At 60.4% G+C, this 13,940-nt stretch carries 18 protein-coding genes; 9 read left to right on the top strand and 9 right to left on the bottom strand.

Annotated elements, in window-relative coordinates; translation table 11 throughout:
- The gene (locus tag H043_RS0100160; protein ID WP_027610213.1) at window positions 1-747 is read right to left on the bottom strand and encodes a gluconate 2-dehydrogenase subunit 3 family protein; all 747 of its coding nucleotides are present in this window, start codon (window positions 745-747) and stop codon (window positions 1-3) included.
- Window positions 748-1,057: 310 nt separating this feature from the next.
- Between H043_RS0100160 and H043_RS0100155 the strand changes: the two genes are divergently transcribed.
- On the top strand, window positions 1,058-1,702 hold the full coding sequence (locus H043_RS0100155; protein ID WP_027610212.1) for a dual specificity protein phosphatase family protein: 645 nt from the start codon (window positions 1,058-1,060) through the stop codon (window positions 1,700-1,702).
- Window positions 1,703-1,747: 45 nt separating this feature from the next.
- On the opposite strand, the gene H043_RS0100150 is transcribed toward H043_RS0100155, so the two are convergent.
- Together H043_RS0100150 and prlC are read right to left on the bottom strand one after the other, a co-directional pair.
- A complete protein-coding gene (locus H043_RS0100150) occupies window positions 1,748-2,032 on the bottom strand; it encodes a YheV family putative zinc ribbon protein (RefSeq protein WP_007962808.1) in 285 nt (94 codons plus the stop codon).
- Window positions 2,029-4,107, bottom strand: coding sequence for an oligopeptidase A (prlC, locus tag H043_RS0100145; protein WP_177325593.1), 2,079 nt, complete (start codon window positions 4,105-4,107; stop codon window positions 2,029-2,031). The genes H043_RS0100150 and prlC overlap by 4 nt, the downstream gene beginning before the upstream one ends.
- A gap of 62 nt (window positions 4,108-4,169) precedes the next feature.
- Here prlC and H043_RS0100140 point away from each other — a divergent pair, with 62 nt between their 5' ends.
- Together H043_RS0100140 and H043_RS0100135 are read left to right on the top strand one after the other, a co-directional pair.
- Entirely contained in the window at window positions 4,170-4,715 is a 546-nt protein-coding gene (locus H043_RS0100140; protein ID WP_027610210.1) for a gamma carbonic anhydrase family protein, read from the top strand.
- 28 nt (window positions 4,716-4,743) lie between these two features.
- Complete coding sequence (locus tag H043_RS0100135) at window positions 4,744-5,394, top strand: HAD family hydrolase (protein WP_027610209.1); 651 nt, start codon at window positions 4,744-4,746, stop codon at window positions 5,392-5,394.
- Window positions 5,395-5,503: 109 nt separating this feature from the next.
- On the opposite strand, the gene H043_RS0100130 is transcribed toward H043_RS0100135, so the two are convergent.
- On the bottom strand, window positions 5,504-6,580 hold the full coding sequence (locus H043_RS0100130; protein WP_049827794.1) for an aminopeptidase: 1,077 nt from the start codon (window positions 6,578-6,580) through the stop codon (window positions 5,504-5,506).
- Between the two features lie 58 nt (window positions 6,581-6,638).
- On the opposite strand from H043_RS0100130, the gene H043_RS0100125 reads away from it, so the two are divergent.
- Window positions 6,639-7,061, top strand: a complete 423-nt coding sequence (locus H043_RS0100125) for a hypothetical protein (RefSeq protein WP_027610207.1) — start codon at window positions 6,639-6,641, stop codon at window positions 7,059-7,061.
- A 40-nt stretch (window positions 7,062-7,101) separates the two neighbouring features.
- Window positions 7,102-7,521, top strand: coding sequence for a hypothetical protein (locus H043_RS0100120; RefSeq protein ID WP_027610206.1), 420 nt, complete (start codon window positions 7,102-7,104; stop codon window positions 7,519-7,521).
- 8 nt (window positions 7,522-7,529) lie between these two features.
- Here H043_RS0100120 and H043_RS0100115 read toward each other — a convergent pair whose 3' ends face one another.
- Together H043_RS0100115 and H043_RS0100110 are read right to left on the bottom strand one after the other, a co-directional pair.
- On the bottom strand, window positions 7,530-7,769 hold the full coding sequence (locus H043_RS0100115; RefSeq protein WP_027610205.1) for a DUF1161 domain-containing protein: 240 nt from the start codon (window positions 7,767-7,769) through the stop codon (window positions 7,530-7,532).
- A 214-nt stretch (window positions 7,770-7,983) separates the two neighbouring features.
- Window positions 7,984-8,415 carry an OsmC family protein gene (locus H043_RS0100110; protein WP_027610204.1) on the bottom strand — a complete coding sequence of 144 codons (432 nt, stop codon included), beginning with the start codon at window positions 8,413-8,415 and terminating at the stop codon, window positions 7,984-7,986.
- A 241-nt stretch (window positions 8,416-8,656) separates the two neighbouring features.
- Between H043_RS0100110 and H043_RS0100105 the strand changes: the two genes are divergently transcribed.
- The gene (locus tag H043_RS0100105) at window positions 8,657-9,658 is read left to right on the top strand and encodes an LLM class flavin-dependent oxidoreductase (RefSeq protein WP_027610203.1); all 1,002 of its coding nucleotides are present in this window, start codon (window positions 8,657-8,659) and stop codon (window positions 9,656-9,658) included.
- 171 nt (window positions 9,659-9,829) lie between these two features.
- Here H043_RS0100105 and H043_RS0100100 read toward each other — a convergent pair whose 3' ends face one another.
- Together H043_RS0100100 and H043_RS0100095 are read right to left on the bottom strand one after the other, a co-directional pair.
- The gene (locus tag H043_RS0100100; RefSeq protein ID WP_027610202.1) at window positions 9,830-10,051 is read right to left on the bottom strand and encodes a DUF1161 domain-containing protein; all 222 of its coding nucleotides are present in this window, start codon (window positions 10,049-10,051) and stop codon (window positions 9,830-9,832) included.
- Window positions 10,052-10,175: 124 nt separating this feature from the next.
- Window positions 10,176-10,391 carry a dodecin gene (locus tag H043_RS0100095; RefSeq protein ID WP_027610201.1) on the bottom strand — a complete coding sequence of 72 codons (216 nt, stop codon included), beginning with the start codon at window positions 10,389-10,391 and terminating at the stop codon, window positions 10,176-10,178.
- Window positions 10,392-10,548: 157 nt separating this feature from the next.
- Here H043_RS0100095 and H043_RS0100090 point away from each other — a divergent pair, with 157 nt between their 5' ends.
- Window positions 10,549-10,875, top strand: coding sequence for a YqjD family protein (locus H043_RS0100090; protein ID WP_003220391.1), 327 nt, complete (start codon window positions 10,549-10,551; stop codon window positions 10,873-10,875).
- Here H043_RS0100090 and H043_RS0100085 read toward each other — a convergent pair.
- Window positions 10,848-11,765, bottom strand: coding sequence for a LysR family transcriptional regulator (locus tag H043_RS0100085; protein WP_027610200.1), 918 nt, complete (start codon window positions 11,763-11,765; stop codon window positions 10,848-10,850). The genes H043_RS0100090 and H043_RS0100085 overlap by 28 nt on opposite strands.
- A gap of 114 nt (window positions 11,766-11,879) precedes the next feature.
- Here H043_RS0100085 and trpB point away from each other — a divergent pair, with 114 nt between their 5' ends.
- Together trpB and trpA are read left to right on the top strand one after the other, a co-directional pair.
- On the top strand, window positions 11,880-13,112 hold the full coding sequence (gene trpB, locus H043_RS0100080) for a tryptophan synthase subunit beta (RefSeq protein WP_027610199.1): 1,233 nt from the start codon (window positions 11,880-11,882) through the stop codon (window positions 13,110-13,112).
- Entirely contained in the window at window positions 13,112-13,924 is an 813-nt protein-coding gene (gene trpA, locus H043_RS0100075) for a tryptophan synthase subunit alpha (RefSeq protein ID WP_027610198.1), read from the top strand. The genes trpB and trpA overlap by 1 nt, the downstream gene beginning before the upstream one ends.
- The last annotated feature ends 16 nt before the right edge of the window (window positions 13,925-13,940 follow it).

The following is a 13,940-nucleotide window of genomic DNA, read 5'->3' as shown; positions in this document are numbered from 1 at the left end:
TCAAGCCCTCTCGCCGCGAATCGAAACTGCCGGGAAGGGGTATTGCTCGTTGCGTTCCACCCAATCCATGAAATCGGCGCGGGCGCCGGGGAAGCCGATCATGGTCCAGCCGACCATGCCTTTATTGCCGCCGTGGATCGGGTCGCAGAAGAACCCTTCCTTGGTGTTTTGCAGCAGCAGGCTGAAGAAAATCTTCGCTGGAACCGCATCGAACTGCGGTTTGCCGGCTTCGAGCTGCTTGAGCAAATCTTCTCGGGTAGCGCTGTCTTGCTCAGCAAATGTTTTACCATTGAGGGATTTTGCCCACTGATCCGTGGCAGCGATGCCCAGGCGATAGATCTCTTTTGGCACCAGTTTGCTCTGCCAGCCCATCTCCGGCGCGGCGTCGGCGTTGAACGGGCCTTGCATGTACCAAAGGGCACCGGCGGCATACGGGGTGTTCATCTGGCGGTCGATGTATTCCGGCACGCCGGCTTCCAGAGCCCCCGGGCCTTGCTCGTCATTGGGGATGAGGTGCGCCACGGCGGCGTTGATGAAGGCCCATTCCTCGGCGGTGAAATAGCTCGGCTGATAAGCGCTGGCGTCAGCCTTGGCCGGTGTGGCTGCGGGCGTCGACGGGGCCGCTTCAGGCGCCGCTTGCAACACGCTGCTGCCCAGACCGCTACCGGCGAGGGTGACCACGGGAATCAGGGTAAGGGATTTGCGCAAGAACTCACGCCGCGGGTTGTCTCGATCTGCATCAGACATGGGGGTGCACCTCATCAGGCATTGATGGTTGTCCGCCGTTTCTGCGAACGGCGTGAGCATTTTTTCGTCGCGGCGTGGCCCGGTGGTTGACCGGGAAAAGGGGGACGCCTGCAACATCGTGTGACAAATGGTAGCAGGCTATGCATCGGGTTGAACCGATTCAGCGGAAAAAGCTGCGGTTTTTTACCTGAGTGCTCAATGAAATCGCACGGATTCACGATTCTTTGACAAGTGCCTCACAGGGCTTTGACCGTCAGACGTGGAAGCTGCGAGGCCTTTCATTGATGAATTCCGATACGGTCAGCCCAGCATGTCTCGAGTGCGCCTTTTCCCTGCTTTGTGTTTGTCGCTTGTTGCCTTGTTGCACTTGATGCCGGCCCAGGCTGACGCCGCTGCAACATCGCGTCCCCCTGAATGGGCGCAACCGGTTGAAGTGCAGTACAACCTGTTCCAGATGTCGCCAACCCTCTACCGCAGCGCCTTGCCGGATGGCGGCGCAGTGCCGTTGCTGAAGAACCTGAAAGTGGCGACGGTGATCAACTTCCTGCCGGAAGCTGACAGCAGTTGGCTGTCGGAGCCGGGCATCAATCAAGTGCAACTGCCTTATCGCACCAACCATGTCGATGACGCCGATGTGCTCAAGACGCTGCGCGCGATTCAGGCTGCCGAAGCCAATGGCCCGGTGCTGATGCATTGCAAACACGGTTCCGACCGCACCGGCCTGATGGCGGCGATGTACCGGATTGTGGTGCAGGGCTGGAGCAAGGAAGACGCGCTGAATGAAATGACGCAGGGTGGTTTTGGTGAAAGCGGCCATTTCAAGGATGGCGTGCGTTATGTGATGCAAGCCGATGTCGACAAACTGCGTACCGCGCTGGCCAACGGCGACTGCAGCACCAGTGCCTTTGCCACCTGCTCGATGAAGAGCTGGTTCCAGTCGGTCAACCTCAAGTAAGCCGCACCCTCCACGGCATTGCACCGTGGAGGGTCATGCGCCGGCTCAGTCTTCGGACTTTTTCTTCAGCTTCGGATTCGGAAAGAACTGCACGGCCTGGACGGTCTTGTCCGGCGCCGGCTTGAGCGCGCTGGTATTGACCCGCGTGCCCAGTTCCTTCGGAACCGACAGCCCTTGCTCGTTCAATGTATCCGAGTAACCGCAGGCCACACACTCACGGTGCGGCACGCTGTCCTCGTTCCACATCATCAGTTTGTCCGGCTCGCTGCACGCCGGGCAGACAGCCCCGGCGATAAAGCGCTTCTTGGTAATCACAGGTGCCTCACTCATGCTGCTGCGTCCTCACTCAGGCCGCTATGACGCAAGAGTGCGTCAATCGATGGCTCACGGCCACGGAAGTCGACGAACAGCACCATCGGGGCCTGCGAACCGCCACGCGCCAGAATCGCTTCGCGGAAGGCGCGACCGGTTTCGGCGTTGAGCACGCCATCCTCTTCGAATTTGGAGAAGGCATCCGCCGACAGCACTTCCGCCCACTTGTAGCTGTAATAACCCGCCGCGTAACCGCCGGCGAATATGTGCGCGAAGCTGTTGGGGAAGCGGTTGTACGCCGGTGGACGCATCACCGACACCTCGTCGCGCACGCCTTCCAGCACTTGCGCCACGCTGCGGCCGTCACCGTGAGTGGCGTGCAGTTCGAAGTCGAACAGCGAGAATTCCAGCTGACGAACCATCATCAACCCGGACTGGAAGTTTTTCGCCGCGAGCATTTTTTCCAGCAGGTCTTGCGGCAGCGGCTCGCCGGTTTCGTAGTGACCGGAGATCAGCGCCAGGCCTTCCGGCTCCCAGCACCAGTTTTCCATGAACTGGCTTGGCAGCTCGACCGCATCCCACGCCACGCCGTTGATCCCGGAAACACCGGCGTGATCAACGCGGGTCAGCAGGTGATGCAGGCCGTGACCGAATTCGTGGAACAGGGTGGTCACTTCATCGTGGGTCAGCAGCGCAGGCTTGCCGCTGTCGGCCGGGGTGAAGTTGCACACCAGGTTGGCGACCGGGCTTTGCAGCACGCCATCGATTGTGCGACGACGGTCGCGGGCGCCGTCCATCCACGCACCGCCACGCTTGTTGGCGCGGGCGTAGAGGTCGAAGAAGAAGCGCCCGACGTGCTGGCCGTTTTCCTTGATTTCGAACAGGCGCACGTCCGGGTGCCAGGTGTCGAAGCCTTTCAGCTCGGCGATTTCGATGCCGTACAGACGCTGGACGATAGCGAACAGACCGCTGAGAACTTTATCGATCGGGAAGTACGCACGCAGGGTTTCCTGAGCGACGCTGTAGCGTTGCTCGCGGAGTTTTTCCCCATAGAAACCGCTGTCCCAGCTTTGCAGATCGGCGCAGCCCTGTTCGGCGGCGTAGGCGCGCAGCTGCTGCAGATCCTGCGCGGCGAACGGCTTGCTGCGCTTGGCCAGGTCGCGCAGGAAGCTCAGCACCTGATCGCTGGACTCGGCCATTTTCGTGGCCAGGCTCAGCTCGGAGAAACTGGTGAAACCCAAGAGTTTTGCCAGCTCCTGACGCAGATCGAGGATCTCTTCCATCACCGGGCCGTTGTCGTTCTGCCCGGCGTTCGGGCCTTGGTCCGACGCACGGGTGCAGTAGGCGGCATAGACTTCTTCACGCAGCGCGCGATCCTGGGCGTAGGTCATCACCGCGTAGTAGCTCGGGAATTCCAGGGTGATCAGCCAGCCATCGAGACCTTTGGCCTGCGCGGCGGCAGCCATTTGCGCCTTGGCCGAATCAGTCAGGCCGGCGAGGGCAGCCTCCTCAGTGACGTGCTTGGTCCAGGCTTGTGTGGCGTCGAGCAGTTGGTTGGAGAAGCGGCTGCCCAGCTCGGACAGTTTGCTCTGCACTTCGGCGTAACGCTTCTGTTCGGCTTCCGGCAGGTCGATACCCGACAGACGGAAATCGCGCAGGGCGTGTTCCAGAATGGTTTTTTGCGCAACGTCGAAACCGGCGGCTTCCGGGCTGTTGGCCAGCGCTTCATAGGCCTGGAACAGCTCGCGGTTCTGGCCCATCTCGGTGGAGTAGGCGCTCAGGGCCGGCAGGCACGACTCGTAGGCTTCGCGCAGTTCGGCGCTGTTGCACACGGCATTGAGGTGGCTGACCGGGCTCCAGGCAGCGCCGAGGCGATCGTTGAGTTCGTCCATCGCCAGTACCAGGCCGGCCCAGGTCGGGTTTTGAACCTGGGTCTTGAGGATTTCGGCGATGGCGGCGCGGTTGTCGGCCAGGATCGTTTCGATGGCTGGCAGCACGTGTTCGGCACGGATCGTGGAGAACGGCGGCAGGTCGTAGGACTGCAGAAGAGGGTTGTTCACGCTCACGGTTGGCACCTTGGCTGGAAGAAACATGCGCCCATCTTAATTACAATCGACACTCACCGCAGCTATCGGCGACAGAGAGAGAACTTATCGTGCCCGTTCGCAAGTACCAGAATCACACCCCGCAGCTCGGTCAAGGCGCGTTTGTCGACGCCTCCGCGGTGGTGATCGGCGACGTCGAAATCGGCGAAGACAGCTCCGTGTGGCCGCTGACCGTGATCCGTGGCGACATGCACCGCATCCGTATTGGCGCGCGCACCAGCGTGCAGGACGGCTGCGTGCTGCACATCACCCACGCCGGCCCGTTCAACCCCGATGGTTTCCCGCTGCTGATCGGCGATGACGTGACCATCGCCCACAAGGTCATGCTGCATGGCTGCAGCGTTGGCAGTCGCGTGTTGATCGGCATGGGCAGCATCGTCATGGACGGCGCGGTGGTCGAGGACGATGTGATCATCGGCGCCGGCAGCCTGGTGCCGCCGGGCAAGCGCCTGGAAAGTGGCTTCCTCTACGTGGGCAGCCCGGTGAAGCAGATCCGCCCGCTGACCGACAAGGAACAAGCCTTCTTCACCTACAGCGCGGCGAACTACGTGAAGCTCAAGGACCTGCATCTGGCCGAAGGCTACGACCAGCTCTGAAACGACTTACACCTGCTCAGGATTTCTCATGCATTACCAGACCGTACTGTTCGACCTCGATGGCACCCTGACTGACCCGCGTGAGGGCATCACCCGTTCCATCCAGTTCGCTTTGAGCAAACTCGGCATCGACGAGCCGGACCTGAGCAAACTCGAACACTTCATCGGCCCGCCGCTGTTGCAGGCGTACATGCAGTTTTATGGCTTCGACGAGGCCAAGGCCTGGGAGGCGGTGAATTTCTATCGTGAGCGCTTCAAGGTCACCGGCCTTTACGAAAACCGTGTGTTCGATGGCGTCACACCGTTGCTCGAGACCCTGAGCGGGCAAGGGCGACAGCTGTACATCGCGACCTCCAAACCTTGGGAGTTCGCCCGGGAAATCGCCCGGCACTTCGACTTCGCCAAACACTTCAAGGTGATCTACGGCAGTGAGCTGGATGGCACGCGGACCAACAAGGTCGAGCTGATTGCGCACCTGATCGCCGAAGAAGGGCTGGATCCGGCCAATACGCTGATGATCGGCGACCGCAAGCATGATCTGATCGGCGCGCGCAGCAACGGCGTGGACGCGGCGGCAGTGGGCTATGGGTTTGGCAGTTTTGAAGAGTTGAGTGCCGAAGCGCCGGCTTATCACTTTGAGACTTTGGCTGAGTTGCATCAGGCATTTTTGCGGCGCTGATGAAATTGCTTTCGCGAGCAGGCTCGCTCCCACGGGGGATTTTTGTTGCACCCCGCTTCAATGTGGGAGCGAGCCTGCTCGCGAAGAGGCCAGTTCAGCCAATGCGAAATCAGGATTCTGCCAGCGCTCTTAGTGCCGCCTTACGCTCCGCGACAGGTAGCCCGCCCAGCTTCTCAACCTCAACATAAAACCGCACCCAATCCCCCCCAACCTGCCTGAACAGTGCCGCAAACGCCGGCACCCACTGGTCATACAGGCCAAACGGCAACAACCGCGCATTGTTCAGCGGCATATTCACCCACGCGTCATAGCGCTTGTCCCCGGCCCACTGGCTGTCGCGCGTCACCCGGTAATCGCGCCGAAACCGCTCGAATTGCGCTGCTTTACGCTCGCGCATCTGCTCGGCCGACAGCGGCTGGGCGTAAAGCGCTTCAAGCCGCGACCGCGTTTCGAGCACCAGTTCGATGAACTGATCGCGCTGCTTGAGCCTGGCATCGGTGTCCGGCGGCAGGCCACGAAACGCCCGCCACTGGCGGGTGCCTTCCTGCTCGACAAACGTGGCAAACGACTCATTGAACTCGGTGTCGTCTTTCACATAGAAACGCTGATGCGCCAGTTCATGAAAGATCAACGTGGCCAGACGCTCATCGCCCCAGCCCATCATCGAATTGAGGATCGGGTCATTGAACCAGCCGAGGGTTGAATAGGCCTCAACACCGCCAATCGCCACGTCCATGCCTTGCAGGCGCTGAATTGCCGCTTCGCCCCGGGCAGCGCTCTGGCTGTAGTAGCCGCGATAGGCCACGCAACCGGCGATCGGGAAGCAATGGTTCTGCGGGGTCAGGGAAAACTCCGGGGTGGCGAACACGTTCCACACCACATACGGCCGGCCGATGTCGGCGTACAGCCGATAGCTCTGGTTGTCCGGCAGGTGCAGCTGTTCGCTGGCGAAGTCCCGGGCCTTTTGCGACTGGGTCAGGTGCGTGCGCAGGGTTGCATCGCGGCTTGGGTCGGCAATCACCTTGGCCACCGGCTCACGCGCTCGCAACAACTGCAACTGACCGCTGGCCAACTGGCTGTAATAGCTGACGCTGGAACAACCGTTGAGCAACAAAAACATCACCCCCGGAAACAAAATCCGAAAAACGCGATCAAGTAACCCATGGCTTGGAAGCGGCCTGCTCAAAATAAAAATCCTTTGGAAAGTCTGCCCGCAAGACTATCCCGCCATTTGGAGCTTCGCTATGCGCATGTTGTTGCTGACAGGAGGCCTGCTGACGCTGGCCGGTTGTGCCGGATTCGGAATGCCCGATCCTGACCCCTCGCAAGCCTGGATTGATCTCGATGCCCGGCAACAGGACACGGCGTTGCAAGCGCTGAAAGTCGATGACAAGGCAACTGTCGACAAACGTTATTTCGAAGTGCAGCCCGGCAGCCATGAGTTGAAGGTGCGTTATCAGTTTCCGGTCGAAGCCACCAACATCGGCCCCGACGCCGAACCGCTGTGGCGCGATTGTCAGTTGAAGGTGAAATTCAAGGACTTCAACGCCGGTCAGCGCTATCAGTTGCAAGCCGGCAGCATCGGTTTTCGGCCATGGGCCAGGCTTTATGATGAACAGCGCAAAGTCGTAGGGCAGGGCACACCCGCAGGCTGCCAGAAAACCTGATCGGGATTATGCTGGATGTCCACATCACGGGACATTGATCATGCACAGGTTGACGTTGTTGCTCGCTGCAAGTCTGCTTGCTGGCTGCCAGAGCCCGATGCCGGCAGCCGATCCGGGCAAGGCCTGGGTCGATTTTTCGATGCCGACACCCGGCGGTAAGGTGCTGATGGCTGAACGGCTGGACAACGTGCGCCTGCGGGACGGGCGCTTTTTCCAGGTCGCGCCGGGCAGTCATGAGCTGACGGTGCGCTTCGATTTCGAGATCTTCGGTGGCAGCCAGGGCTTGGACACCGACCCGCAGGAACGCCTGTGCTACATGACCGTGCGCTACGATCATTTCGAAGCCGGGCAACGTTACCGACTTGAAGCCCGGTCGCTGGCGTTCACGCCGAGTGCTCGGTTGATCAATCGCCAAGGGCAGATAGTTGCCGAAGAGCGCCAGATCAACTGCGTGCCTTGAGCGGACTGTCAGATGTCGTTCTTCTGGTAGACGATCGCTTTTGTGCCGTTTTCGCAGGTGCCGACAACCATCGCCACGTCGTGCTTGTCGGCCTCTTCCTTACTGACAATTTCCAGTGTGTAAGACGGCACTGCATTCGCCTGGATCTTTACTTCGATCTCTTTCTTCAATTCTTCGCAGTCTTTCGGTGCGGCGAGAACCGTTGTGGCCAGTGCACTGCAAAGAATCGCCAAGCCAATACGTTTCATAGATGAAGCTCCCTGATGCAGCGCGCACGGGCGTGCGCTGAAGCTGCTGTCACTTATTCGACCATATTTTTGCGGGGCAGGTTCTGACTTCGCTCACATCTTCAATAACTGCGCTGATTTGTGGATTACATTCGCGAGCAGGCTCGCTCCCACATTTGAAGTGCATTCCAATGTGGGAGCGAGCCTGCTCGCGAGTGGGTCAGTCAGCGCCGATTCAGCTGACCAGCGAAGCCTCAAGGGTAATCTTCGCATTCAACACCTTGGACACCGGGCACCCTTCCTTGGCCTTGTTGCTCAGCTCTTCAAACTGCGCCTGAGTAGCGCCCGGGATTTTCGCCTTGAGGACCAACTTGATCGCGGTGATGGCAAAGCCACCCTCGACCTGATCCAAGGTGACTTCAGCCTGGGTGTCGATGCTCTCGGCCTTCAGGCCCGCATCACCGAGAATCATCGAGAACGCCATGGAAAAACAGCCGGCATGCGCCGCGCCGATCAGTTCTTCCGGGTTGGTGCCCTTGCCGCCTTCGAAGCGGGCCTTGAAGCCGTAGGGGGCTTCTCTGAGGACACCGGTTTCAGTGGAGATCGAGCCGATGCCGGTTTTCAGATCGCCTGCCCAATGTGCGGATGCTTTCTTCACGATAGCCATGTCTGCCTCCTCAAGATCTGGCGCGGAACGCCGCGCCGTCGTGGTTTTTGCTTGCAAGGCTTCTGAGGATAGACGTCGGGACAAAGTTCAGCCCGGCTGAATCCTTGACTTTTTTAGTAGGAAATTTCATCGCGGCTATTGAAACTCGGGTATATGCCCTCATTGCATAAAACACGCTTATGGATTGGGCAGGTTTTCGTTCGCAAGAAAAACCTGCCTCCTCATTCGGAGACGCAGGTTTATGAAGCAACTGTCCGACGTAAAGTTTTCCACCCTCGATCTGGTGCCGGTGCGCGAGAACGGTAGCCCGGCGCAATCGCTGCGCAACTCGCTGGATCTGGCACAGCATGTCGAGAAACTCGGCTATACCCGCTTCTGGGTGGCCGAACACCACAACATGGACGGCATCGCCAGTTCTGCCACCTCGGTGTTGCTGGGATACCTGGCCGGCGGTACCTCGACGATTCGCGTCGGCTCCGGCGGGGTGATGCTGCCCAACCACGCGCCGCTGGTGATCGCCGAACAGTTCGGCACTCTCGAAAGCCTGTACCCGGGACGCATCGATCTGGGTTTGGGCCGCGCGCCCGGCTCCGACCAGATGACCGCCCGCGCCCTGCGCCGCGAACGCTCCGGCAGTGCCGATGACTTCCCGGAAGACGTTGCCGAGCTGGCGCGCTTCCTCGGCCCGCGCACCCCGGATCAACGGGTGATCGCCATGCCCGGCACCGGCACCAACGTGCCGATCTGGTTGCTCGGTTCCAGCCTGTTCAGCGCGCAGCTGGCCGGTGAGCGTGGTTTGCCCTACGCCTTCGCCTCGCACTTCGCCCCGCGCTTTATGCACGAGGCGATTCGCGTCTACCGCAACCACTTTAAGCCGTCGGCAGTGCTCGATAAACCGTACGTGATGCTCGGGGTGCCGTTGGTGGCGGCCGATACCGATGAGCAGGCCGACTACCTGGCGACCTCGGTGTACCAGCGAATTCTCGCGCTGATGCGTGGGCAGAGTCTGGTGCAGCGTCCGCCGGTGAAAACCATGGACGGCCTGTGGCTGCCCCATGAGCGCGAGGCGGTGGGAGATTTCCTCGGCCTGGCGATGGTCGGCAGCCCGCAGAAGATCCGTGCGAAGCTGGAGGTGCTGGTCGAGCAGACCCAGGCCGATGAGCTGATCTTCACCTGCGATCTGTATGAGCATGCCGATCGTCTGCACTCCTATGAATTGCTGGCCCAAGTCATGAAGGGCTGACTCTGGAATACGGCTTCTGTGGGAGCGGGCTTGCTCGCGAAGACGGAGTGTCAGACACCCTGGAGGTCGGCTGACATAACGCTTTCGCGAGCAAGCCCGCTCCCACATTGGGAACCAGTGGCCCACAAAAAAGCCGACGCCTTCGCGTCGGCTTTTGCATTTCAATCGCGATCACCCGCGTTTGTAGACGATTTCCTTGGTGCCGCCTTCACAGGTGCCCACAACTTTTCCGCCATTGGCTCCCTTGTCGACAACCTCCAGCGAATACCCTGCAACGCCCTTGGCATCCAGCTTCGCTGCAATCTCGCCTTTCAGCTCTTCACAAGGCTTGCCAGCAGCAAACGCGCCACCCGCAAGGCTCAACAAACCTACTGCCAATATGAACTTCTTCATCGGTCGCACTCCCTGGTCGGATTAAAAGAGGCGGGCATCAGGTCTCCCGATGCACTCACCTTGTAGCGCTTTGCCATTCCTATGGCACTCGGCCAGCGCGCAAGTTCAGAAGCGTAGCCCAAACTCAGCTGCTGGCAATGCGGAAGCCGACTTTGAGGGTTACCTGGAAATGCGCAGCCTTGCCGTCCTTGATGTGGCCACGGGTCTCGACCACTTCAAACCATTCCAGATGTTTGATGCTCTTGTTCGCTTCAGCCAGCGCATTGTTGATGGCGTCTTCGATGCTACTGGTGGACGAGCCGACCAGCTCGACTTTCTTGTACGTGTGATGGTCACTCATGGCGATCTCCTGGATGTGTGGATTTGAGACTAGCAGTGAATCTGCACTGTTGATTTCGGCGGCTCAATGCAAGCGAAGTTCAGATTTTCTGCACTTTCTCAAACCGCTGAAGTCCCAACCAACACACGCCACTCATCACCAATGCAGGAGAGCCACCATGGCCAACACCTCTTTACGTAAAGCCTCGTTGCAAAGCATGGAAGCCGAGATCGAGAGTCTGCTCAAATCGTTGGAAAGCCTGAAGGACGACGCATCCGACGAGTCGCGCAAGACCCTGAAGGCGCTCAAAAGCAACGCCGAAAGCGCGCTGAAACATTCACGCAGCCTGCTCAGCGATGCCTATGAAGAAGTCAAAGTGAAAACCCGCGAGACCGGCATCGCCACCCGCGATTACGCTCAGGAACACCCTTGGACCACCGCCGGTGTGGCGGTCGGTGCAATCGGTCTGCTCGCCGCTTATTTGCTGTTCAAGCGCGGCGAGTGATCCGTCTGGCGCAGCTCGTTCTTGAGCCACTGCGCCAGTTGCCGGGCGCGTCCATCTGCGGCGCGCTTGGGTAGCCACAACGCCAGTTGCGCCGGGGTTTCGCAAAAGCCCCACGGCGCAACCAGGCGACCGGCCTTCAAGTCTTCGGCCACCAGCGGCTCTGGCGCGATTGCCACGCCGAGTCCGGCCACTGCGGCTTCCAGCAGATAATACAAATGCTCAAAACCTTGCCCCAACTTCAACGCCTTGGCGTCGAGGTGATTTTGCTGTGCCCAACTCGGCCAGGCTTGCGGGCGCGATGTGGTGTGCAGCAGCGGCTCGCTGAGCAAGGCTGACGCCGGCGCCGCTTGCAGGCGTTGGTAGCCACTGAACAGCGGGCTCATCACCGGGCCGATGCGTTCTGCGGCCAGTTCGTAGACCTGCATGTCTGCCGGCCATGGCGGCTCGGCGAACAACAGCAAGGCATCGAGTCCAGGGCGCCGCGGGTCAAGATCACCTTCACCGGCTGACAAGTGCAGACGCAAGTCCGGCAGATCGGCGTTGAGCCGCCCCAGGCGTGGGATGAACCAGCGCGCCAACAGACTGCCGGAGCAGCCGAGCACGAACGGCGCGTCAGCGGTGCTTTGCGTCAGCTCGGCACACACACTGCGCAACCGATCGAAGGCCTCACCGCTTGCATCTCGCAGACGAACGCCGGCATCTGTGAGTTTCAAGCCGCGACCATCCTTGACGAACAGGCTCACGCCCAGATGCTCTTCGAGCACTTTGAGCTGACGGCTGACTGCACCATGAGTGACGTGCAGCTGTTCGGCCGCCTGACTAACGCTGTTAAGCCGGGCGGTGGCTTCGAACGCGCGCAAGGCGTTCAGCGGGGGAAGGTCGTGGCTCATGGTATCTGTGAGTTTTCCTGACAGGTTGTGGCGATCTTATCGGTTTTCAGCCTGGGAGGTCAGAGGTAGAGTGGACGCCATTGTCTTCTCACCCGAATTCACCTGGAGCACATCATGACCCAGACTTCGAACACCTCCAACCTGCGCAGCGGCCCTGACGATAACGGCCTGTTCGGCGCGTTCGGCGGCCGCTACGTGGCGGAAACCCTGATGCCGTTGATCCTCGATCTGGCCCGCGAATACGAAGCGGCCAAGGAAGATCCGGCGTTCAAGGAAGAGCTGGCCTACTTCCAGCGTGACTATGTCGGTCGTCCGAGCCCGCTGTACTTCGCCGAGCGTCTGACCGAGTTCTGCGGCGGCGCGAAGATCTACCTCAAACGCGAAGAGCTGAACCACACCGGCGCGCACAAGATCAACAATTGCATCGGCCAGATCCTGCTGGCGCGGCGCATGGGCAAGAAACGCATCATCGCCGAGACCGGTGCCGGCATGCACGGCGTTGCGACTGCCACCGTGGCCGCACGTTTCGGTCTGGACTGCGTGATCTACATGGGCACCACGGACATCGAACGTCAGCAGGCCAACGTGTTCCGCATGAAGCTGCTGGGCGCCGAAGTGATTCCGGTGGTGGCCGGCACCGGCACCCTGAAAGACGCGATGAACGAAGCGCTGCGTGACTGGGTGACAAACGTCGACAGCACCTTCTACCTGATCGGCACCGTGGCCGGCCCGCACCCGTATCCCGCCATGGTGCGCGACTTCCAGGCAGTGATCGGCAAGGAGACCCGCGAGCAGTTGCAAGCTCAGGAAGGTCGTCTGCCGGACAGTCTGGTGGCGTGCATCGGGGGCGGCTCCAACGCCATGGGCCTGTTCCACCCGTTCCTAGATGATCAAAGCGTCGAAATCATCGGGGTTGAAGCGGCCGGTTACGGCATCGAAACCGGCAAGCACGCGGCCAGCCTCAACGGTGGCGTACCGGGTGTGCTGCACGGTAACCGCACCTTCCTGCTGCAGGACGACGATGGCCAGATCATCGACGCCCACTCGATTTCCGCCGGTCTCGACTATCCCGGCATCGGCCCTGAGCACGCCTGGTTGCATGACATCGGCCGCGTCCAGTACACCTCGGTCACCGACGACGAAGCCCTCGCTGCGTTCCACCAGTGCTGCCGCCTCGAAGGTATCATCCCGGCGCTGGAAAGCGCCCATGCGTTGGCTGAAGTGTTCAAACGCGCACCGAAACTGCCGAAGGATTACCTGATGGTGGTCAACCTCTCCGGCCGTGGCGACAAAGACATGCAGACCGTCATGCATCACATGGAACAGTCGAAGCAGGAGAAACACTGATGAGCCGCCTGCAAACCCGTTTTGCCGACCTCAAGCAACAGAATCGCGCCGCGCTGGTGACCTTCGTCACCGCCGGTGATCCGGACTACGACACCTCGCTGGCGATCCTCAAAGGTTTGCCCGGCGCTGGCGCCGATGTGATCGAGTTGGGTATGCCGTTCACCGATCCGATGGCCGACGGCCCGGCGATTCAACTGGCGAACATCCGTGCCTTGGGCGCCAGGCAGAATCTGGCGAAAACCCTGCAAATGGTTCGCGAGTTTCGCGAAGGCAACAGCGACACGCCGCTGGTGCTGATGGGCTACTTCAACCCGATCCACATGTATGGCGTTGGGCGTTTTATCGCTGATGCCAAGGAAGCGGGCGTCGACGGTCTGATCGTGGTCGACATGCCGCCAGAGCACAATAATGAACTGTGCGACCCGGCACAGGCTGCAGGTCTGGACTTCATCCGCCTGACCACCCCGACCACTGATGATGCGCGTCTGCCGAAAGTGCTCAATGGCAGCTCGGGCTTCGTTTACTACGTGTCGGTGGCCGGTGTGACCGGTGCCGGTGCGGCGACTCTGGAACACGTCGAAGAGGCGGTCACCCGTTTGCGTCGCCACACTGACCTGCCGATCAGCATCGGTTTCGGTATTCGTACTCCGGAGCAGGCGGCGTCCATCGCTCGTTTGGCGGACGGGGTGGTGGTGGGTTCGGCACTGATCGATCACATCGCCAATGCGACCACGCCGGCCCAGGCTGTCGATGGCGTGCTGGGTCTGTGCAAGGCGCTGTCCGAGGGCGTGCGTCAGGCCCGCGTCAGCTGAAGGTAAAGTTCCTGAT

It is taken from the genome of Pseudomonas sp. URIL14HWK12:I6, from assembly GCF_000514195.1.
GTDB classification, from domain to species: domain Bacteria; phylum Pseudomonadota; class Gammaproteobacteria; order Pseudomonadales; family Pseudomonadaceae; genus Aquipseudomonas; species Aquipseudomonas putida_A.
The sequence above is the reverse complement of the archived record's forward strand: the minus strand, read 5'-3'. Positions and strand labels throughout refer to the sequence as shown.

Excerpts from the sequence above, each read along its gene's own strand:
- H043_RS0100160 (WP_027610213.1), bottom strand. The coding sequence starts at position 747 with ATGTCTGATGCAGATCGAGACAACCCGCGGCGTGAGTTCTTGCGCAAA.
- H043_RS0100155 (WP_027610212.1), top strand. The coding sequence starts at position 1,058 with ATGTCTCGAGTGCGCCTTTTCCCTGCTTTGTGTTTGTCGCTTGTTGCC.
- H043_RS0100150 (WP_007962808.1), bottom strand. The coding sequence starts at position 2,032 with ATGAGTGAGGCACCTGTGATTACCAAGAAGCGCTTTATCGCCGGGGCT.
- prlC (WP_177325593.1), bottom strand. The coding sequence starts at position 4,107 with ATGTTTCTTCCAGCCAAGGTGCCAACCGTGAGCGTGAACAACCCTCTT.
- H043_RS0100135 (WP_027610209.1), top strand. The coding sequence starts at position 4,744 with ATGCATTACCAGACCGTACTGTTCGACCTCGATGGCACCCTGACTGAC.
- H043_RS0100125 (WP_027610207.1), top strand. The coding sequence starts at position 6,639 with ATGCGCATGTTGTTGCTGACAGGAGGCCTGCTGACGCTGGCCGGTTGT.
- H043_RS0100120 (WP_027610206.1), top strand. The coding sequence starts at position 7,102 with ATGCACAGGTTGACGTTGTTGCTCGCTGCAAGTCTGCTTGCTGGCTGC.
- H043_RS0100115 (WP_027610205.1), bottom strand. The coding sequence starts at position 7,769 with ATGAAACGTATTGGCTTGGCGATTCTTTGCAGTGCACTGGCCACAACG.
- H043_RS0100110 (WP_027610204.1), bottom strand. The coding sequence starts at position 8,415 with ATGGCTATCGTGAAGAAAGCATCCGCACATTGGGCAGGCGATCTGAAA.
- H043_RS0100105 (WP_027610203.1), top strand. The coding sequence starts at position 8,657 with ATGAAGCAACTGTCCGACGTAAAGTTTTCCACCCTCGATCTGGTGCCG.
- H043_RS0100100 (WP_027610202.1), bottom strand. The coding sequence starts at position 10,051 with ATGAAGAAGTTCATATTGGCAGTAGGTTTGTTGAGCCTTGCGGGTGGC.
- H043_RS0100095 (WP_027610201.1), bottom strand. The coding sequence starts at position 10,391 with ATGAGTGACCATCACACGTACAAGAAAGTCGAGCTGGTCGGCTCGTCC.
- H043_RS0100090 (WP_003220391.1), top strand. The coding sequence starts at position 10,549 with ATGGCCAACACCTCTTTACGTAAAGCCTCGTTGCAAAGCATGGAAGCC.
- H043_RS0100085 (WP_027610200.1), bottom strand. The coding sequence starts at position 11,765 with ATGAGCCACGACCTTCCCCCGCTGAACGCCTTGCGCGCGTTCGAAGCC.
- trpB (WP_027610199.1), top strand. The coding sequence starts at position 11,880 with ATGACCCAGACTTCGAACACCTCCAACCTGCGCAGCGGCCCTGACGAT.
- trpA (WP_027610198.1), top strand. The coding sequence starts at position 13,112 with ATGAGCCGCCTGCAAACCCGTTTTGCCGACCTCAAGCAACAGAATCGC.